Origin of the sequence: Bradyrhizobium sp. 33ap4 (assembly GCF_032654765.1) — a bacterium.
Classification (GTDB): domain Bacteria; phylum Pseudomonadota; class Alphaproteobacteria; order Rhizobiales; family Xanthobacteraceae; genus Bradyrhizobium; species Bradyrhizobium australafricanum.
The window spans coordinates 85,607-105,446 of record NZ_JAUMTJ010000013.1; the positions used below are offsets into that span (position 1 = coordinate 85,607).

Consider the following 19,840-nt stretch of genomic DNA (forward strand, 5'->3'; position numbering starts at 1 on the left):
GCTTCATCCCGAGATCAGCCATCCACTTTCACCGGGTTACCTCCGCCGCCGTCGGTCCGTGGCGGCGCCCGCGCCATCGCGGCAAGGTCGCGCCACGCCGGCGATCATTCCGCAGAGCGGAAAGATGATGCATGACATTCCATGCGGAAGCCCACATCGGTACCGCTGCGCTGCGGAATCCGCGCTAGACCGCCCGGCTTTTTCAATTAGAATTGTAGCGGACAAGATATCGGAGAGGACATGCGACCGCTGCGAGAGCGGTCGTTTCGTGTGGGGGCCCGGGCCGCCGACGAACGAAGCAAGGCAAACAGATAGATGAAATTCACGGGTACCAAGGACTACGTCGCCACCGATGACCTCAAGGTCGCCGTCAATGCCGCCATCGTGCTCGAGCGCCCGCTGCTGGTGAAGGGCGAGCCCGGCACCGGCAAGACCGTACTGGCCGAGGAAGTCGCCAAGGCGATCGACGCGCCGCTTTTGACCTGGCACATCAAGTCGACCACCAAGGCGCAGCAGGGCCTCTACGAATACGATGCCGTCTCGCGACTGCGCGACAGCCAGCTCGGCGACGCCCGCGTGTCCGACATCAAGAACTACATCAAGCGCGGCAAGCTGTGGGAGGCCTTCACCAACGAGAAGCGCCCGGTGCTGCTGATCGACGAGATCGACAAGGCCGACATCGAATTCCCCAACGATCTGCTGCTCGAACTCGACCGCATGGAATTCCACGTCTACGAGACCGGCGAGACCATCAAGGCGAAGCTGCGCCCGATCGTGATGATCACGTCGAACAACGAGAAGGAACTGCCGGACGCCTTCCTGCGCCGCTGCTTCTTCCACTACATCAAGTTCCCCGACAACGAGACGATGGGCAAGATCGTCGACGTGCATTTCCCCGGTATCAAGAAGCGCCTGGTGGAAGAGGCGCTGCGGATCTTCTTCGAAGTCCGCGAGGTGCCGGGCCTGAAGAAGAAGCCCTCGACCTCGGAACTGCTCGACTGGCTCAAGCTGCTGTTGAACGAGGACATCACCCCCGAGATGCTGCGCGAGCGCGATCCGCGCAAGCTGATCCCGCCGCTGCATGGCGCGCTGCTCAAGAACGAGCAGGATGTGCATCTGTTCGAGCGGCTCGCTTTCCTCAGCCGCCGCGAAGTCTAGTTCCGATATCGGCAAACGCCGGGGCGATGGCTCCGGCGTTTTGCTTCTGCAGCTCAACAAACAAGCCAACAAGCAAGAAGACCAGGGAAGATGAACGTCCAAACCCAGATCCGGGCCGCCGAGCCCGTCACGACAGAGCACTTCGACGTCCTGATCGCAGGCGCCGGCATCTCCGGCATCGGCGCCGCCTACCACCTCACCACGCAATGCCCCGGCACCAGCTTCGTGGTGCTGGAGACGCAGAAGACTTTTGGCGGTACCTGGTCCACCCACCGCTATCCCGGCATCCGCTCCGACAGCGACCTGCACACCTTCGGCTATCGCTTCAAGCCGTGGACCAGCGCGCCGATCGCGACCGCGGCCGAGATCCTGAAGTACATGGGCGAGGTGATCGAGGAGAACGACATCGCCCGTCACATCCGCTATCGCCACACCATCACCGCGGCGAAGTGGTCGAACGAAACCAATCTCTGGACCATCGATGCGACGCGCATCGACACCGGCGAGCGGCTGCGCTTCACCACCAACTTCTTCTGGATGTGCCAGGGCTATTATCGCCACGACGCGGGCTATACGCCCGAATGGACCGACATGGCGAAGTTCAAGGGCACCGTCGTGCATCCGCAGACCTGGCCCGACGACCTCGACTACAAGGGCAAGCGCGTGGTCGTGATCGGCTCCGGCGCCACCGCCGCGACCCTGATCCCGGCGATGGCCAAGGACGCCGGCCATGTCACCATGCTGCAGCGTTCGCCGACCTATTTCCGCACCGGCCGCAACGCCATCGAGATCGCCGAGGAGCTGCGCAGGCTGCAGGTCGACGAGCACTGGATCCACGAGATCACCCGCCGCAAGATACTGTTCGAGCAGGACGCCTTCACCAGGCGGACCTTCGCCGAGCCCGAGGGCGCCAAGAAGGACCTGCTGGCGGCGGTCGAAGCCGTCCTCGGCAAGGACTACGACATTGCCACCCACTTCACGCCGAGCTACCGGCCGTGGCGGCAGCGCATCGCCTTCGTGCCGGATGCCGACCTGTTCCACGCCATCAAGGGCGGCAAGGCGTCGGTCGTCACCGACGAGATCGACCGCTTCACCGAGACGGGCATCCTGCTCAAGTCCGGCAAGCAGCTCGAGGCCGACATCATTATCACCGCGACCGGCTTCCACCTCTCCGCCAACGGCGGCATCGACTTCGAGATCGACGGCAAGCCGCTCGACTTCGCCGATACCGTGACCTATCGCGGCATGATGTTCACCGGCGTGCCGAACCTCGTCTGGGTGTTCGGCTATTTCCGCGCCAGCTGGACCTTGCGCGTCGATCTGGTCGGCGACTTCGTCTGCCGCCTGCTGCAGCACATGAAGGCGACCGGCGCGAACAAGGTGACGCCGGAACTGCGCCCCGAAGACCACAACATGCCGCTGCTGCCGTGGATCGATCCGGAGAACTTCAACCCCGGCTACATGATGCGCGGCATGCACCTCTTGCCGAAGCGCGGCGACAAGCCGGAGTGGCAGCACAACCAGGATTACTGGGCCGAGAAGGACGAATTCCCGGCGATCGACCTCAAGGACAAGGCGTTCGTCTACGGCTGAGCTCCTGATATTAGTCCCGTCATCCTGAGGAGCGCGTAGCGCGTCTCGAAGGATGCACGGCCCCACTCGGGCCGTCGTGCTTCGAGACGGCCGCTTCGCGGCCTCATCAGCATGACGGTGTTAGACACAGCGCGCTGATCAAAAAGCAACGTCGCGTACGCCTCTATTCCGTCACGCATACTCCGGCAGCTTCGCAGCCGCCTCGGGTGCCTTGCCGCGGATCATGTCGGAGGCCTTGTCGGCGATCATCAAGGTCGAGGCGTTGAGATTGGCTGAGATCATCCGCGGCATGATCGAGGCGTCGATCACGCGCAGGCCCTCCATGCCATGGACCCGAAGCTGGTCGTCGACCACCGCCCACGGCGCGTCCGCCGGTCCCATCCGGCAGGTGCAGCCGGGATGGAAGGTGGTGGTGCCGCGCTCGGTCGCGGCCGCGAGCAGTTCGTCGTCGCTCGTGACCTTCGGGCCCGGAAAGTCCTCATAGGCGTAATACGGACTGAGCGGCTCGGAGGCGAGCAGCCGGCGCGCCAGCTTCATGCCGGCGACGACGACGCGGCGGTCGATCTCCTCGGCGAGGTAGTTGGTCTGGATGATCGGCGGCGCGAAAGGATCGGCGGAGCGGATCCGGACATAGCCGCGGCTCTCCGGCCGCTGCTGCCATGACGCCACCGTCATGCCGGGCTCGTCCTCGAGCTGGCCCTGCACGCCTTCCTTGTAGCTCGCCGGCGTGAAGGTGAGCTGCAGATCGGAGCTCTCGGTGGTCTCGCCGGAATGCCAGAAGCAGTAGACCATGGTAGGCGACAGCGACAGCAGGCCGCGCCGCGTCGTCGCCCATTTGATCGCCTCGCCCCACAGGCTGAAGCCGCGGCGAAGCTCGTTGATGGTCCTGATGTTCTTGACCCGCGCCACCGAGCGCGGCGCGTAATGATCCTGCAAACCTTCGCCGACGCCCGGCAGCGCGTGGCGCACCTCGATGCCGTGCGCCTGCAACAGCTCGGGCGCGCCGACGCCGGAGAGCTGCAACAGCTGCGGCGAGTTGTAGGCGCCGCCGGAGAGGATGACCTCCTTGGTGGCGCGGATCTCCAGGGGATCGCCGTGCTTGCCGCCGCGGTTGTAGCGCACGCCGACCGCGCGCTTGTCCTCGAAGATGATGCCGGTGACATGCGCATGCGTGCGCACATCGACATTGGGCCGCCGCCGTGCCGGATGCAGGAACGCGGTCGCGGCGCTGACCCGGCGGCCGTTTAGGATGGTGCGCTGGCAGTACGACACGCCTTCCTGTATCTGGCCGTTGTAATCAGGATTGCGCGGAATGCCGAGGCTGACCGCGCCTGCCATGAAGGCCTCGCAGAGTGGATCCTGCCAGTCCATGGTGGTGACGGTGAGGTTGCCGTCGCGGCCGCGATAGGTGTCGTCGCCCTCGCCGATCCGCCTCTCCATGCGCCGGAAATAGGGCAGCACGTCAGGATAGCCCCAGCCGCGATTGCCGAGCTGCGCCCAGGTGTCGAAATCCTGGCGCTGGCCGCGATTATAAATGTGGCCGTTGATCGAGGACGAGCCGCCGAGCGTCTTGCCGCGCGGCGCATAGATGCTGCGCCCGCCGGTGTAGGGACCCACCTCCTGCTGATAGGCCCAGTTCACGCTCTTCATATGGAAGGTCTTGATGAAGCCGGCCGGCAGATGGATGTAGGGATGCCAGTCGCTCGGCCCCGCCTCGAGCACGCACACCTTGGTGCCTGCGTCTTCACTCAAGCGGTTGGTCAGCACGCTCCCGGCGGAGCCTGCGCCGATGATCACATAATCGAACGTTTCCATCGTCTCGTTTCTGGCGCCGACTATCGTGTCAGCGCGGCTTTTCGTTGAGTTGATAGGTCAGATGCGCCTTCACCGTCGGCCATTCGCTGGCGATGATGCTGTAAACCACGGTGTCGCGCAACGTGCCGTTGGACGCGATCTGATGGCTGCGCAGAATGCCGTCCTGCTTCGCACCCAGACGCTCGATGCCACGCCGGCTCTGGTGATTGAAGAAATGCGTGCGGAACTCGACCGCGATGCAATCAAGCTTCTCGAAGGCATGGGTCAGCAGTAGCAGTTTGCACTGCGTATTGACCGCGCTGCGCTGCACACGCTTGGCGTACCAGGTCGAGCCGATCTCAACGCGACGGTTCGACGTGTCGACGTTCATGTAGGTCGTCATGCCGGAAATCTTGCCGTCGGCGTCGAACACCGTGAACGGCAGCATCGATCCGGCCTTTTGCAGGCCGAGCCGGCGGTCGATCTCCTTGGCCATGTTCTCCGGCTGTGGGATCGCGGTGTACCAGAGCTTTGACAGCTCGCCGTCCTTCACCGCCTCGACCAGCCCGTCGCGATGATCGTGGGACAACGGCTCCAGCCGCGCATGCGCGCCGCGAAGGGTGACCGGTTCAAGCCAGGGCATTCGAGATCTCTCCATCTTTGTCATTCCGGGGCGATGCGCAGCATCGAACCTCAGATGCGCAATTGCGCATCGGGGAATCTCGAGATTCCGGGTCTGGCGCTTCGCACCATCCCGGAATGACGATTGCGCTTCGCGAACCGCAATCGTCATCTATTCAGAAAATTCAGCGGCAATCCCGGCCGCGGCCAGTCCATCGCGATCAGCTCGCCCTTGCCCGACAGCGTGATGTAGGCGGTCTTCAGCTCGGGGCCGCCGAAGGCGATGTTGGTGGTGACGCGGTCGCCGGTCGGCACCTGCTCGACCACGGTGCCGTCGGGCGCGATCACCGAGATGCAGCCCGACACCAGCGTCGCGACGCAGACATTGCCCGATGCCTCGACCGCGAGCGAGTCGAACATCTGGTAGCCGCCGAGGCCGGCGATCGGCTTGCCGCGCTCGCCGCGATAGATCACGTCGCGCGGCTTGACGGTGCCGGGCTCGGAAACTTCATACGCCCACAGCCGCGCGGTCGGCGTCTCCGCGATGTAGACGGTCTTCTCGTCCGGCGACAGGCCGATGCCGTTGGCTGGCAGGATGCCGTGCACGGCCTCGACGATCTCGTTCATGCCGGGCTTCAGATAATAGAACGCGCCGACATCCATGTCGCGGGCGCGGCGCTTGCCGAGGTCGGAGAACCACAGGCCACCCTGCCTGTCGAACACCAGGTCATTCGGCCCGCGCAGCGCGTGCTCGCCGCATTTCGTCACCACGGTCTCGACCTTGCCGGATTGCAGATCGACGCGCTGGATCGAGCCGCCGAGATAATCCTCGGGCTGCGGCCCCGGCATGATCATGTTGCGGGTCGGAATCCAGGAGAAGCCGCCATTGTTGCAGATGTACATCTTGCCGTCGGGACCGAGCGCCGCGCCGTTCGGGCCGCCCGGCACCTTGGCGACGATCTCCTTGCGCCCGTCGGGATAGACCCGCGTCAGCCGCTGGCCGCGGATTTCGACCAGCACGACCGAACCGTCGGGCATGACGACGGGACCTTCGGGAAACTCCAGATCGGTGGCGAGAACTCGGATATTGGCCATGGCATCCTCCCGGCTCTTTGGCTGCAGGCGGATTCCGAACGGCCCCGCACGCGCAACGTTGTTGTTTCATCCTGTTATGGCAAACGGGGTTTGGCTTGCCAAGCAATGGCCCCGCAAGGCTGCCCGGCGTTGGGGCGGGATGGGCGCGCCGCAAATGCCCCTGTCGTCCCTGCCTAGTGCGCAATTGCGCACTAGGCAGGGACGACACCGAATAGGTGGCACGGTCAGTGAGTCAAATTTCCGCGTTCTCGCGACACTGTCCGAGCTTCGCGATTCGGATAAAGCGAAATATTTTCGCGCGCGAGGATTGACAGGTTTTGCTGAGTTGCCCGTCGGGTTGTTTTGTCGCACCCCTCTCCGTCGTCATTCCCCAGTGCGCAATTGCGCGCCTCCTGGCGCGAGCCTCGGAATGACGGAGAGAGAATGGGCGCGCACTAGCTCAGCGTGCCCGCATGCACCCACCAGCCGGGGTGACCGGCGCGGAGTTGTTCGCCGGCCGCCTCGGCGTCGGCGTCGGTTCCGAACACGGCAAAGCAGGTCGCGCCCGAGCCCGACATGCGCACCAGACGAACGCCCCGGGTCTCACGCAGCGCGGACAGCACGTCACTGATGACGGGCTGGATGCGCGCCGCGGGGGCTTCGAGATCGTTGGTGCCGCGCTCCAGCGCCGCGATCCAATCGTCGATCGCGCGCCCGGCTTCCGGCCATGACGGCGCCTGCATCACGACGTCGGTGGCGCCGATCAGGAGCTCGCCATTGCGCAGGCCGAGCGCATTGAAGACGTCCCTGGTCGCAACCGGCACGCGCGGATTGACCAGCACGCACGGCATTTTCGGCAGGTCGAGCGGCAGCAGGCCTTCGCCGACGCCGGTCATGTCGCAGGCCCGCGAGGCGACGCACACCGGCACGTCGGCGCCGGTCTGCAGCGCGACCTCCATGATCCGGCTATCGTCGAGCGAGAGCTCATTGAGCCGCGCCAACAGCCGCAGCGCCGCCGCGGCGTCCGCCGAGCCGCCGCCGATGCCGGCCGCAACCGGCAGCACCTTCTCCAGCGTGAAGTGGCCGACCTCGAGGTCCGCGACGCGCTCGCCGAGCAGCCGCGCGGCCTTCAGCACCAGATTGTCAGAGGTGTCGCCGCAGGCATCGGCCAGCGGCCCCGCCATCGAAAGCGACAGCTCGGGTCCCGGCTCGAGCATCAGGCGATCGGCGCAATCGGCAAACGCGACGACGCTCTCCAAGTCGTGAAACCCGTCGACGCGCCGCCCGACAACCTTCAGCGTCAGGTTGACCTTGGCACGCCCTTCTTCAATCAGCGCCGGCACGGCGATAAACCCCTAAAAAACAAACATCGTGATGCGATTAGCGTAAATCGCCGTACGATCCTATCCCTTTGTTTGGATGGAAATTCCGCCATGACTCGTCATGCCCGGGCATAGCCGTCTGAAGGACGGCGTCGCTTCCGCTCGCCTATGACCCGGGCATCTATCAACCAAGAACGAATTTCTCGAAGGGATGGATGGCCGGGTCAAGCCCGGCCATGACGGGCAAACGTCAATGCCCGGGACATCTTGCGCGAAGATGCGCTTCGCGCTTTTGCCCGGGCATCACGGTATTTTATGAAGATGCAGCGCGACGACCGCCGCTCAGCCACCCTTGCCGTCGTCGTCCTTCTTCTTCTCGGCAGCGGCGGCGTTGGAGGTGTCATCCGGCAGGCCGTTGTCGATCTTGGCCTGGATCTTCGGCAGCTCTTCCGGCTCGGGCTTGAGGTCGCGGGCATGCGCCCACTGGAACTTGGCTTCCAGGGTGCGGCCGACGCGCCAGTAAGCGTCGCCGAGATGGTCGTTGATGGTCGGATCTTCCGGCTTCAGATCGATCGCGCGCTCGAGGTTCTTGACCGCCTCCTCGTAATTGCCGATCCGGTAATAGGCCCAGCCGAGCGAGTCCACGATGTAGCCGTCGTCGGGGCGCTGATCGACGGCACGCTTGATCATCTTCATGCCTTCGTCGAGGTTGATGCCCTGGTCGATCCAGGAATAACCGAGATAGTTCAGCACATGCGGCTGCTCGGGCTGCAGCTCGAGCGCCTTGCGCATGTCGGCCTCGGCCTTGTTCCACTGCTTGGAGCGCTCCTCGCAGATGCCTCGATAGTAATAGGTGACCCAGGCGTTCTTGTCGCCGCCGGCCGGCAGTGCGTCGATCGCCTGCGAATAGGTGGTGGCGCAGTCGGCGAACTTCTTGCGGCCGCGCTCGATATTGCCGAGCGCCAGGATCGCCTCGATGTCCTTCGGCTGATCCGATGTGACTTCCTTGAGGATCTTGATCGCCTCGTCGCTGCGGTCGGCGGCATCGAGATTGGTCGCGAGCTGGATCTGCGCGTTGCGCTTCAGCGGCGAGGACGCCGGCATCCGCTCATAGACCTTGATCGCCATCTGCGGCTTCTTCACCGATTCATAGAGATCGGCGAGCGACAGCAGCGCCAGCGGATGGTTGGGCTGCAGATAGAGCGCGAGCTGCAGATAGACCAGCGCGAGGTCCTCGCCGCCGCGGCGGGTCAGCGTCGCGCCGATGCCGTACAGCGCCTCGGCCGCGCCGGCCTGCGGTGACTCGACCAGCGGCGGCAGCTTCTTGCCGGCCTTGGTCTCCTTGATGCCTTCCAGCACCAGCGGGTGACGCGGCAGCTTCTTGTCGAAGGCCTCGTACATCGCGGTCGCGGCGGCCGCGTCCTTGTTGCGCGAGGTCCAGCGCGCATATTCGTCGACCGTGCGCAGCATCGAATCGTCGAGCTTGTAGACGCGCTCGAAGCGGGCGCCGGCATCCCTCTCCTTGCCGGACAGCTCGTAGATCATGCCGGCATGCAGGTCCTTGAAGATCGGATACCACTCGGGGCCGGTCAGCTTGTCGATCGAGGCGACCGCGGCCTTGCTGTCGCCGGCGCCATAGGCGGCCCAGGCCGACAGCAGCGTCGCGACGAGATCGGTGATCGGGCCGCGCACCGACTGGTTGATGTTGGACTGCGCGGCGGCATATTTCTTCAGCTTGAGATCGCGCACGCCGACGACGAGGCGCGCAACGCGGTTGGCCTTGTCCTGGGTGAGGATGCGGTCGGCGAGCTTGACCGCCTCCTCGATATCGCCGTCGGCAAGCGAGGAGATGAAGGCGCGGTCGAGCAGCTCGGAATTCTTCGGGTCGGTGCGCAGCGCCGAGCGGTAGAACGTCGCGGCCGAGGTCGCATCGCGCTCGACGCTGGCGTGGCGGGCGGCGAGATAGCTGCCGGCGGTGGTCAGCGACTTCAGGTCGTTCTTGGACGGGAATTGCGCGGCATTGTCGGTCGGATGGTCCGGCGTTTGCGCTGCAAGCTGCGCAGGCACGGCAAGCGCTGCGGCAGCGAGAACGGCAATCGTCAGGCGGTGGAATCGGGTGGACAGCATCACGGTCGCCTTGCTCCAGGGATTTACGCCAAGATGGATTTTACGGCCAAGATCTTGCGATCAGTCTCAAAATGCGAACCCAAGCGGCGGCATCACGGCGGGGGACAATGCCGCTTTTGGCGCTTATCCGCAAGGATCGCCCAAAGGCAACCCATGACGAATCAATTGGCAGATTAGGCCTTTAGGCCCGCCGATCCAGCCAGCCTCCGCAAGACGCTTCCACTATGGCGGTATCGTGACCGGGCCGGGCATATTCGCGCGCGGACGCAAAAAGGCGCGAGATAAGGGTGCCACGGCACCCCTTTTTGCGTCTTCCGTTGTAACCTGAAGTGCAATCCGGCCGCTCCACGCGCGGAGAGGCCAAGCGGAGGTTGCGGCAACTCGCGCGGCCGCCTCACGCAAATGTGGTCGGCCGCCTCGAGCTCACCCTGGCCTCACATTGCCTCGTAGTTCGGACCGCCGCCGCCCTCCGGCGGAACCCAGGTGATGTTGCCGTTGGGGTCCTTCACGTCGCAGGTTTTGCAGTGGACGCAGTTCTGGGCGTTGATCTGGAAGCGCGGACCCGTCGATTCCTCGACCCATTCATAAACGCCGGCCGGGCAATAGCGGTTGGACGGACCGGCGAACACGTCGTGTTCCGAGGTCTTCTGCAGATTGAGGTCGGCGACCTTGAGATGGACCGGCTGGTCCTCCTCATGGTTGGTGTTGGACAGGAACACCGACGACAGCTTGTCGAACGAGATCTTGCCGTCCGGCTTCGGATAGGCGATCGGCTGGTGCTGCTTGGACGGATCGAGCGTCTTGCGGTCCGGCTTGGCGTGCGGCTGGGTGCCGAACAGCGAGAAGCCGAGCGTGTTGCACCACATGTCGAAGCCGGAGAGCACCGTTCCGAGCATGCTGCCGAACTTCGACAGCAACGGCTTGGCATTGCGGACCTTGAACAGGTCCTTGCCGATCGCCGACGAGCGCCAGGCGTTCTCGTACTCGACGAGCTCGTCATTGGCGCGTCCGGCGCCGAGCGCGGCCGCGACATGCTCGGCGGCGAGCATGCCGGAGCCCATTGCGTTGTGGACGCCCTTGATGCGCGGCACGTTGACGAAGCCCGCCGCGCAGCCAATCAACGCGCCGCCCGGGAACGAGAGCCGGGGCACCGACTGGTAGCCGCCCTCGGTGATGGCGCGCGCGCCATAGGCGAGCCGCTTGCCGCCCTCGAACAGCTCGCGGACATCGGGATGGGTCTTGAAGCGCTGGAATTCGTCGAACGGCGACAGATAGGGATCGTTGTAGTTCAGATGCACGACGAAGCCGACCGCGACGCGGTTGTCGTCGTAATGATAGAGGAACGAGCCGCCGCCGGTCCTGTCGTTCAGCGGCCAGCCGAGCGTGTGCTGCACCCGACCCTTCTTGTGCTTCGCCGGGTCGATCTGCCAGACCTCCTTGAGGCCGATGCCGAACTTCGGCGGCTCGGAGTTGGCATCGAGATTGAACTTCGCGATCAGCTGCTTGGACAGCGAGCCGCGTGCGCCTTCGGCGAACAGCGTATATTTGCCGAGCAGCTCCATGCCGCGGGTGTAGGAATCCTTGTGGCTGCCGTCCCTGGCAATGCCCATGTCGCCGGTGGCGATGCCGCGCACCGCGCCCTTGTCGTCATAAAGCACTTCGGCCGCGGCAAAGCCCGGATAGATCTCGACGCCGAGCGCTTCCGCCTTCGGTGCCAGCCAGCGGCAGACATTGCCGAGCGAGCCGATGTAGCAGTGATGATTGTTCATCAGCGGCGGCATGATGAAGTTCGGCAGGCGGAACCAGCCTTGCGACGTCGTCCAGTAGAAGCGGTCGTCCTTGACCTGCGTCTTCAGCGGACAATCGGCGTCGTCGCGCCAATCGGGCACGAGCTTGTCGAGCCCGGCCGGATCGATCACCGCACCCGAGAGGATGTGCGCGCCGACCTCGGAGCCCTTCTCCACCACGACGATCGAGAGCTCCGGATTGAGCTGCTTCAGCCGGATCGCGGCCGACAGGCCCGACGGGCCGGCGCCGACGATGACGACGTCGAATTCCATAGACTCGCGCGGAGGAAGGTCTTCAGCATTCATGATCTTTGATCTCAGCCCATTGAGAACGCTTCTAAGCTTTTCACGGGTCGTTGTTTCCGATTTTTGGCGGAAGGACAACCATGGAATTGCGCTTCCATGGGTTTGCACGGCCCGGGTACCGCAAGAGAATAATCTTTTCCGAAAACCGCCCTCCACTTTTCTGGTCGATGCTCTAGATTGCGCCCATGATGGCCCTGCCGCCCGAGCCCACCCCTACACTGCAGCAATTGCTGGCCTTTTACCTTGAGGCCGGGGTCGATTGCGCGCTTGGCGATGCGCCGATCAACCGGCTCGAGGAGCCGGAGCCAGTTCCCGCCCCAGCCGCGCCGCGCCCATCAGTTGCACTCAATCCGCTGCGTCCGCCGCCGATGCCGTCAGTTCCGCGCAGCGAAATCACCGTGGCGCCGGATGCCGCGATCGCTTCCGCGCGCGAGGCTGCGCGGACTGCGCCGACGCTTGCAGCCCTGCGCACGCTGATGGAGAATTTCGACGGCTGCGCGTTGAAGCACACCGCAACCAGGCTGGTGTTCGCCGACGGCAATCCGCAGGCGCGCGTGATGTTCGTCGGCGAGGCGCCGGGCCGCGACGAGGACATCGAGGGCCTGCCGTTCGTCGGCCGCTCCGGCAAGCTGCTCGACCGCATGATCGCGGCGATCGGGCTCGACCGCAGCAAAGCCTATATCGCCAACGTGATCCCGTGGCGGCCGCCCGGCAACCGCACGCCGACGCCGCAGGAGACGCAGGTGTGCCTGCCCTTCATCCAGCGCCATATCGAACTCGTGAATCCCGACGTGCTGGTGACGCTCGGCAATCCCTCGACGCAGGCGCTGCTCGGCACGCGCGAGGGCATCATGCGCACGCGCGGCAAATGGATCGACTACGACACCGGCACCCGCACGATCCGCGCCGTCGCCACCTTCCATCCCGCCTATCTGCTGCGCTCGCCGTCGTACAAGCGGCTGTCGTGGCAGGATCTGCGCGCGATCGCGAAGGTGTTGCAGGTGGCGAGCGCGTAGCTTCGTAGCCCGGATGGAGCCAACGGGTCGCGCGGACGCGCGCCCGATGACAGGCTCCGCGCAATCCGGGTGGATCAGGTGGCGTAAAAGGGCGGCCCCGGATTTCGCTCCGCTTCATCCGGGCTACGGCTCCACGTCACGTCAAATCACGTCCCTTTCGGCCGCACGATCGCCCAGCCGATCCGCAGCACCGGCTGCCGTCCGTTGACCAGCCGGTCGAACGAACGCGGCACTTCCGGCACGAGGCCGGGGAAGCGCTGCGCGATGTCGGGCGGCGGCGTGCCGGCGGTGTCCTGTGCGCGCCACACCACGACGCCGCCGGTCTCGTTGAATTTTGCGACCGACAGCCACGGCGTCCGCTGCGGCGTGGCGTCGAGCAAGAGATGCGGGCGCCGGCGGTTCATCGCAATCAGGCTGGCAAGTTCGGGATCGCCGGCCACCGCGCGCAGGCGCTGGTTGGTGCGGCGCTCATAGCTGTCATCGAAGAAGCGGCCCATCGCGGCTGCCGGCAGCGAGGTGGACGCCTCCGTGGTGCTGGTCCAGGGAAGGAACAGCGCCGCCGCCAGCGCGAGCGCTGCAGGCGCCGCGACCGCCAAGGCCCAGACCGAACGCAGCAGCCGCTGCCGCCTGAGCGGGATCAGTTCGCCGGTCGCGACCACGACGGCAAGCCCGGACATCAACAGCGCCACTCCGGCGCCGCCGAAGGCGCGATCGAGATTGAACAGCGCGGAGACGAAGCTGCTCGCGATCGCCGGCGCAAACGCGAAGAAATACACGAATTGCCGCGCCAGCGGACTGACCGGCGGGCGGTTGATGATCGGGGCATCCTCGGTCTTGCCGGCGAACCAGCGCGAATTGAGGATCGCCAGCAGCGCGATCGCGGCGGTCGCCACGATCAGCCCGCCGAGCACCACGCCCCAGCGCAGCGCGCGCGCCTTGAGATCGGCGAGTGCCGGCAAGGCCGGCAGCGCCAGGACGTCGGCGCGGAGCATCCAGATCAGGTAGGGCAGCGCCAGCACGATGATGACGAGCAGCGCGTAGATCGGATCGACCGATTTGAGCATGCGCCGCCCGCGCTCGGTTGCGAGCGCAAAGCCGGTCACGAGCAGGATCATGCCGATCGCCGCCGGCGTCGTCAGCAGCAGGAGGCCGCAATCGATCGACCAGGCGAACCAGGCGCTGCGCCGGTTCTGCCCGATCAGTTGCCAGGAATGCAGCAACAGCAGCGCCCAGAGCGGGCGCGCCAGGATCAGCGGACCGAACTCGACGCTTGGCGAGGAGAACACCACGACCGTCATCGACAGCAGCACTGCCAGCACGCCCTGCGGGCCACCGACGATGGAGCGCGCCAAGGCGTAGAAGGCGATGAAGGTGACGATCTCGCAGATCTGCGCCAGGAGATAGACGCCGAACACGTGATTCCCGACGGCGCGGAAGGCGATGTCGGCGAGCCAGAACGCGAGCGGCGGCCCCATGTCGGTGCCGACCTGATATTCGCGGCCGAAGGCGAGGATGGTGGCGAGGTTGCCGGGCGGACTGCCGTAGAAGATGGCCGGCAGGAACAGCCAGATCGCGGCCTGCGCCAGCACCACGATCCAGACCACGAGGCGCGGCCGGGCGCGGATCAGTTCGACAACCAGGGAGGTAAACCGCATGAAACGCCTGAAATGCCCCAGCCACCCGTATCAAGCGGCGCCATCTGATCCCGAGGTTTTTTGATAAACGGCGGCGGCGATGGAGGCAACCGGGCTGGATGTGTCCACGGTGCAAAGTCAAACATCGCTGTCATGCCCCGCGAAGGCGGTCATCCAGTACGCCGCGGCGGCCAGGCTTGAGCACAACGGTCTCTGGAATACTGGATCGCCCGGTCCCGTCTTCGCCAAGGCTTCGACGAGGCCAGGGCCCCCTGGCGCGCCGAAGCTTTAGCGGAGGCGGCGAGCCGGGCGATGACACCGAGAGTGCGGCGCCGCCGCGCTTTACGCCGCTTCGGATGCCGCGGCTTCGCTTTCGGCGTCCACCGTGAACAGGTCGGGCTCCGCCGGGACCGGGAAATGCTTCAGCCGCGCCGCGACGACGGGAGCGAAGAAGCTACGGTGATGGCTGCTGGGGCCGAGCCGGTCGAGCGCCTCGAGGTGCTCGGGGACGGCATAGCCCTTGTGCTGCTCGAAGCCGTAGCCGGGGCAATCCAGCGCCAGCGCGCACATCAGGCGGTCGCGCGTCACCTTGGCGATGATCGAGGCCGCCGCGATCGAGGCCACGATGCCGTCGCCGCCGATCACGGCGTCGCAGTCGCAGGGCGTGGCGAGCTTGTCGCGGCCGTCGACGAAGACATGCTTCGGCATTTCCGGCAGCGCATGCACCGCGCGCGCCAGCGCCCACAGCGAGGCGCGCAGGATGTTGTCGCGGTCGATCCGCGCCCGTGACGCCACCGCGACCGAGAACGCTGCTGTCGCGCAGATTTCCTCGAACAGTTCCTCGCGGCGCTCGACGGTCAGCCGCTTCGAATCATCGAGGCCCTTGGGTATCCGATTTGGGTCCAGCACCACGGCGGCGGCGACCACCGGACCCGCCAGCGGCCCGCGCCCGGCCTCGTCGCAGCCGGCGACCGGCCAGACGCCGCGCTTGATCAGCGCGCGCTCGCGCCGAAAGCTCGGCCGCGTCACCACGATGACGCGCTTGTCCGGCTTGGCCGGCTCGGCCGGCTTCTTCTTCGACGCGGTCTTTGACGTGCGATTGGACTTGTCCCGAATCATGCGGGGATCGTGATCAAGCCCGGCCCGCGGCGCAACCGGGAACCTGGCGCCCTTCCCCGTTATTCAATCCGCCACCCTAATCGGGATCGGCGCTCTAATCGGGGATTGACACCCGGCGGTCGTCGCGAACCTCAAAGCCCGGCGCGCGCACCACTTCCCAGGCGTGGCCGTCGGGATCGCCGAAATAACCGCAATAGCCGCCATAGCTGGTCGGCTGCGCGGGTTTCAGCAGCCTGGCGCCTTTCGACAGCGCGAACGCCATCACACGATCGACCTCGGCGTCGTCGTTGCAGTTCCAAGCGATCGCGACGCCGCGGAACGCTGAAGGCCGTGGCTGATCCGGCAGCCCGGCATCGGCAGCGAGCAGATGCGACGGGAACAGGCCGAGCACGGTGCCGCCGGTCTCGAAGAAGGCGACCTCCTCGCCGGTCGCGCGCATCTTCCTGGAGAAGCCGAGCGATTCATAAAAGCCGATGCTGGCGCGCATGTCGCTGACGCCCAGCGTGAGGACGGTGAAGCGTGCGGTCGCGGCGTTACTCATGTTTACCTTTCCCGTCGTTGCGAGCGAAGCGACGCAATCCATTGTTCCACATATTCGGATGCATGGATTGCTTCGTCGCTTCGCTCCTCGCAATGACGATCATCACTTTGCTGGCACCTAAAACAAGCTCAGCTGCTGCCCGCTGCGCTTCGGCTTGGCGAAGTGATCGGTGGTCAGCTTGGTCCGCCGCTTGTTGAGGCCGAGCTTTTCGCAGGCGATCTCGAAGCGGCGGCCGATCATCCAGGCCATCGGGCCGGTGCCCTTCATCCGCGTGCCCCATTGCGAGTCGTAGTCGCGGCCACCGCGCATGTCGCGGATCAGCGTGAAGACGTGACGGTAGCGATCGGGATAGTTGGCCATCAGCCATTCGCGGAACAGATCGCGCACCTCGAGCGGCAGCCGCAGCAGCACATAGCTCGCCTCCCTGGCGCCGGCATGTGCGGCGGCATCGAGGATGCGCTCGATCTCGGAATCGTTCAGCGCCGGGATCACGGGTGCGACCATCACCGTGGTCGGGATGCCGGCATCCGTGAGCCGCTTGATCGCCTCGAGCCGCTTCGGCGGGGTCGAGGCGCGCGGCTCCATGGTGCGGGCGAGTTTCGGGTCGAGCGTCGTCACCGAGAGCGCGACCTTGGCGAGATTGCGCTTGGCCATACGTGCCAGGATGTCGATGTCGCGGGTGACCAGCGCCGACTTGGTGACGATGCCGACCGGATGGCCGGCGCGCTCCAGCACCTCGAGGATGCCGCGCATGATCTTCCGGTCGCGCTCGATCGGCTGATAGGGATCGGTGTTGGTGCCGATCGCGATCATCCGCGCCTCGTAGTCCGGTGCCGCCAGCTCCCTCTCGAGCAGCGCGGGTGCGTCCGGCTTGGCGAACAGCTTCGATTCGAAGTCCAGCCCCGGCGACAGGCCGAGATAGGCGTGGGTCGGCCGCGCGAAGCAATAGACGCAGCCGTGCTCACAGCCGCGATACGGATTGATCGAGCGGTCGAAGCCGATGTCGGGCGAGTCGTTGCGGGTGATCACCTTGCGCGAGGTGTCGAGCGCCACGCTGGTCGCAAATGGCGGCAGGTCCTCGAGGCTCTGCCAGCCGTCGTCGAAGGCAACGCGCGCCTCGGCCTCGTAGCGGCCGCTGGCGTTGGACTGCGCGCCGCGGCCGCGCCGCCGCTCGCGCTCGATCGCGACCGCAAGCTCGGGAAAAGGGGAAGGTGCACCCGCCGGGTTATCGGAGGGCGCCGTTACCGGCGGGTGCTTGAGGGCATGAGAGGATGCTCGGCTCATGCTTTGAAGCTAACACAGCACGAGAACAAATCAAGAACATGAACGGAGAAATTCCACAAAACCTTGCTACAAAATTCTGCAGGCGAACAGGCTGCTTTGAATATGACAAGGTGATAACACGGCCGGAGTTTCTCCACCGTTTGAGCCATCGAAGCCTCAAAATCATGCTGAGCGTGATCATTCCAACCGACGGCGTCGAGCGCACCGCGGTCGTAACATTGGCGGCGCTGGTGCCGGGCGCGGCCGCGGGCGTCATCCGCGAAGTGCTGCTGGTCGACCGCAGCCACAGCGATGTGATGGAGCGCGTCGCCGACGTCGCCGGCTGCCGCTTCCTGCGCTTCGAGGGCACGCGCGCCGCCGCGCTTGCGGCAGGCGCGCGGCAGGCGCGGTCGCCCTGGCTGATGTTCCTGCATCCGGGCGCCGTGCTCGATGCCGGCTGGATCGAGGAAACCACCCAGTTCATCCAGATGGTGGCGGCCAGCGGCAAGGACCGCGCCGGCATCTTCCGCTACGCCCGCGCACCCTACACCGACCCGGGCCTGCGCGACGGCCTCAAATTCGTTGCCCGGATGATCACCGGACCCTCGGCCGAACAGGGCCTTTTGATCGCGCGCGAGCATTACGAGCGGATCGGCGGCTACCGGCCCGATGCCCGCCGCTCCGAGGCGCGCCTGCTGCGCCGGCTCGGCCGTTCCTCCCGCACCATGCTGCGGAGCCGGATCATGGTGGCCTGAACAAAGCGCTTGCGGATTATTTGATTCCGTCAAATAGTATGCTTGATGAAATCAAACTTCCATGACACCACGCTCGAGAGCCAGGTCGCCGCGGTCCGCGGCTTCAGCCGGTTCTATACCCGCAAGCTCGGCATCATCGAGCCGAAGCTGTTGCACTCACCATTCACGCTGCAGGAAGCGCGGATCATCTACGAGCTCGCGCACCGCGAAAATTGCACCGCAACCGATCTGGTGCGCGATCTCGACCTCGATGCCGGCTTCGTCAGCCGCACGCTGGCGGCGCTGCAAAGGCGCCAGATCGTGACGCGGAAGCCATCGAAGGCCGACAAGCGCGTCAACGAGGTGGCCCTCACCGCCAAGGGCCGCACTGCTGCCGCCGATCTCGACTGCCGCTCGCGCAGCGAGGTCGGGACGCTATTGAAGCAGATGGACGGCGACCGTCGCGCCGCGGTGGTGCGCGCCATGGGCACGATCGAGCAATCGCTGGAGCCGCCGGCCGAGAAACCGGTCGGCTTCCTGCTGCGCAGCCATCGCGTCGGCGACATGGGTTGGGTCGTCTCGCGGCAGGGACAAGCCTACGCGGAGGAGTATGGCTGGGACATTAGCTACGAGGCATTGGTGGCCGAGATCTGCGCGCAGTTTCTGCGATCGTTCGATCCGGCGCGCGAGCATTGCTGGATCGCGGAGGTCGACGGCGAGCCGGTCGGCTCGGTCTTCCTGGTCGACGGCGGCGACGGGGTCGCCAAGCTGCGCCTGCTGCTGGTGGAAGAAAAGGCGCGCGGGCTCGGCGTCGGCCGCGCACTGGTCGAGCAATGCATCCGCGCCGCGCGCGAGAAGGGTTACAAGAAGATGACGCTGTGGACCCAGAGCATCCTGGTCGCCGCGCGCGGCATCTACGCCCGTGCCGGCTTCGAGCGGGTCAAGGAAGAAAAGCACCACAGCTTTGGCGTCGACCTAGTCGGCGAGACCTGGGAGCTGGAGTTGTAGGGCTCTTTACCTCTCTTTACCCTCCGGCGTCATTCCGGGGCGATGCGCAGCATCGAACCCGGCATCTCGCGCCACAATCTCTGGATTCCGGGTTCGCGCTTCGCACGCCCCGGAATGAGGGAGGCTAAGCGCTCGCGCCTTTCGCCTTCGGGCGGCGCAGATGTTCATCCAGCCGCGGCATGATCTCGACGAAATTGCAGGGGCGCGTGCGGTAGTCGAGTTGCGCCGCCAAAATGCCGTCCCAGCCGTCGCGGCAGGCGCCGGGCGAGCCGGGCAGGCAGAAGACGAAGGTCGCGCCCGCAACGCCAGCGGTGGCGCGGCTCTGGACAGTCGACGCCCCGATCTTGGCGTGGCTCAGCATGTGGAAGGCGATCGAAAAGCCGTCCATCCGCTTCTCGAACAATGGCTCGACCGCCTCCGGCGTCACGTCGCGGCCGGTGAAGCCGGTGCCGCCGGTGGTGATGACGGCATCGACAGCGGGATCGGCGATCCAGCGCCGGATCACGGCTCTGATCGCCTCGACATCGTCGGTGACGATCTCGCGCGCCGCGAGCTTGTGGCCGGCCGCGGTGAGACGGTCGGCCAGCGTGGTGCCCGACTTGTCATCCGCCAGCGAGCGGGTGTCGGAAATCGTCAGTACCGCGATATTGAGCGGGATGAATGATTTGGATTCGTCGAGTGAGGACATTTGCACCTCTTTCCATCCCGCTGACGACATCCTGAGGTGCTCGCCTCGCGGTGCA

Annotated in this window: 16 protein-coding genes; 5 read left to right on the forward strand and 11 right to left on the reverse strand. The window is 65.4% G+C overall.

From position 1 onward, the window contains the following. Positions 1-315 precede the first annotated feature (315 nt). On the forward strand, positions 316-1,158 hold the full coding sequence (locus tag Q2M23_RS12305) for an AAA family ATPase (RefSeq protein ID WP_016847781.1): 843 nt from the start codon (positions 316-318) through the stop codon (positions 1,156-1,158). A 90-nt stretch (positions 1,159-1,248) separates the two neighbouring features. Continuing rightward, entirely contained in the window at positions 1,249-2,751 is a 1,503-nt protein-coding gene (locus tag Q2M23_RS12310) for an NAD(P)/FAD-dependent oxidoreductase (RefSeq protein WP_316395748.1), read from the forward strand. A 171-nt stretch (positions 2,752-2,922) separates the two neighbouring features. On the opposite strand, the gene Q2M23_RS12315 is transcribed toward Q2M23_RS12310, so the two are convergent. The 6 genes from Q2M23_RS12315 to Q2M23_RS12340 all read right to left on the reverse strand — a co-directional run bounded on the left by Q2M23_RS12315 (position 2,923) and on the right by Q2M23_RS12340 (position 11,782). Then, complete coding sequence (locus tag Q2M23_RS12315; RefSeq protein WP_316395749.1) at positions 2,923-4,566, reverse strand: GMC family oxidoreductase; 1,644 nt, start codon at positions 4,564-4,566, stop codon at positions 2,923-2,925. Between the two features lie 28 nt (positions 4,567-4,594). After that, complete coding sequence (locus tag Q2M23_RS12320) at positions 4,595-5,188, reverse strand: GNAT family protein (protein WP_316395750.1); 594 nt, start codon at positions 5,186-5,188, stop codon at positions 4,595-4,597. Between the two features lie 146 nt (positions 5,189-5,334). Then, the gene (locus Q2M23_RS12325) at positions 5,335-6,261 is read right to left on the reverse strand and encodes an SMP-30/gluconolactonase/LRE family protein (protein ID WP_057019121.1); all 927 of its coding nucleotides are present in this window, start codon (positions 6,259-6,261) and stop codon (positions 5,335-5,337) included. A gap of 434 nt (positions 6,262-6,695) precedes the next feature. Beyond that, positions 6,696-7,583 carry a 4-(cytidine 5'-diphospho)-2-C-methyl-D-erythritol kinase gene (locus Q2M23_RS12330; RefSeq protein WP_057019120.1) on the reverse strand — a complete coding sequence of 296 codons (888 nt, stop codon included), beginning with the start codon at positions 7,581-7,583 and terminating at the stop codon, positions 6,696-6,698. A gap of 321 nt (positions 7,584-7,904) precedes the next feature. Further along, positions 7,905-9,689 carry a tetratricopeptide repeat protein gene (locus Q2M23_RS12335; RefSeq protein ID WP_229192997.1) on the reverse strand — a complete coding sequence of 595 codons (1,785 nt, stop codon included), beginning with the start codon at positions 9,687-9,689 and terminating at the stop codon, positions 7,905-7,907. Positions 9,690-10,123: 434 nt separating this feature from the next. Further along, on the reverse strand, positions 10,124-11,782 hold the full coding sequence (locus Q2M23_RS12340; protein WP_316395751.1) for an electron transfer flavoprotein-ubiquinone oxidoreductase: 1,659 nt from the start codon (positions 11,780-11,782) through the stop codon (positions 10,124-10,126). A 185-nt stretch (positions 11,783-11,967) separates the two neighbouring features. Between Q2M23_RS12340 and Q2M23_RS12345 the strand changes: the two genes are divergently transcribed. Continuing rightward, a complete protein-coding gene (locus Q2M23_RS12345) occupies positions 11,968-12,798 on the forward strand; it encodes a uracil-DNA glycosylase family protein (protein ID WP_410469720.1) in 831 nt (276 codons plus the stop codon). 146 nt (positions 12,799-12,944) lie between these two features. Here the strand turns inward: Q2M23_RS12345 and Q2M23_RS12350 are convergent, their stop codons facing one another. The 4 genes from Q2M23_RS12350 to Q2M23_RS12365 all read right to left on the reverse strand — a co-directional run bounded on the left by Q2M23_RS12350 (position 12,945) and on the right by Q2M23_RS12365 (position 17,376). Continuing rightward, positions 12,945-14,453: a glycosyltransferase family 39 protein gene (locus tag Q2M23_RS12350; RefSeq protein ID WP_316395752.1), complete on the reverse strand. Its 1,509-nt coding sequence runs from the start codon at positions 14,451-14,453 to the stop codon at positions 12,945-12,947. A 321-nt stretch (positions 14,454-14,774) separates the two neighbouring features. Next, a complete protein-coding gene (locus tag Q2M23_RS12355) occupies positions 14,775-15,551 on the reverse strand; it encodes a ribonuclease HII (RefSeq protein WP_076830319.1) in 777 nt (258 codons plus the stop codon). A gap of 94 nt (positions 15,552-15,645) precedes the next feature. After that, the gene (locus Q2M23_RS12360; RefSeq protein ID WP_316395753.1) at positions 15,646-16,092 is read right to left on the reverse strand and encodes a VOC family protein; all 447 of its coding nucleotides are present in this window, start codon (positions 16,090-16,092) and stop codon (positions 15,646-15,648) included. Between the two features lie 117 nt (positions 16,093-16,209). Further along, the gene (locus Q2M23_RS12365) at positions 16,210-17,376 is read right to left on the reverse strand and encodes a PA0069 family radical SAM protein (protein ID WP_316395754.1); all 1,167 of its coding nucleotides are present in this window, start codon (positions 17,374-17,376) and stop codon (positions 16,210-16,212) included. Positions 17,377-17,540: 164 nt separating this feature from the next. Here Q2M23_RS12365 and Q2M23_RS12370 point away from each other — a divergent pair, with 164 nt between their 5' ends. Continuing rightward, positions 17,541-18,110: a glycosyl transferase gene (locus tag Q2M23_RS12370; protein WP_316395755.1), complete on the forward strand. Its 570-nt coding sequence runs from the start codon at positions 17,541-17,543 to the stop codon at positions 18,108-18,110. A gap of 45 nt (positions 18,111-18,155) precedes the next feature. Continuing rightward, positions 18,156-19,097, forward strand: a complete 942-nt coding sequence (locus tag Q2M23_RS12375; protein WP_076830312.1) for a helix-turn-helix domain-containing GNAT family N-acetyltransferase — start codon at positions 18,156-18,158, stop codon at positions 19,095-19,097. Between the two features lie 124 nt (positions 19,098-19,221). Here the strand turns inward: Q2M23_RS12375 and moaB are convergent, their stop codons facing one another. Further along, positions 19,222-19,785 (reverse strand): molybdenum cofactor biosynthesis protein B, encoded by a 564-nt coding sequence (gene moaB, locus Q2M23_RS12380; RefSeq protein ID WP_316395756.1) that lies wholly within the window; start codon positions 19,783-19,785, stop codon positions 19,222-19,224. Positions 19,786-19,840 lie beyond the last annotated feature (55 nt).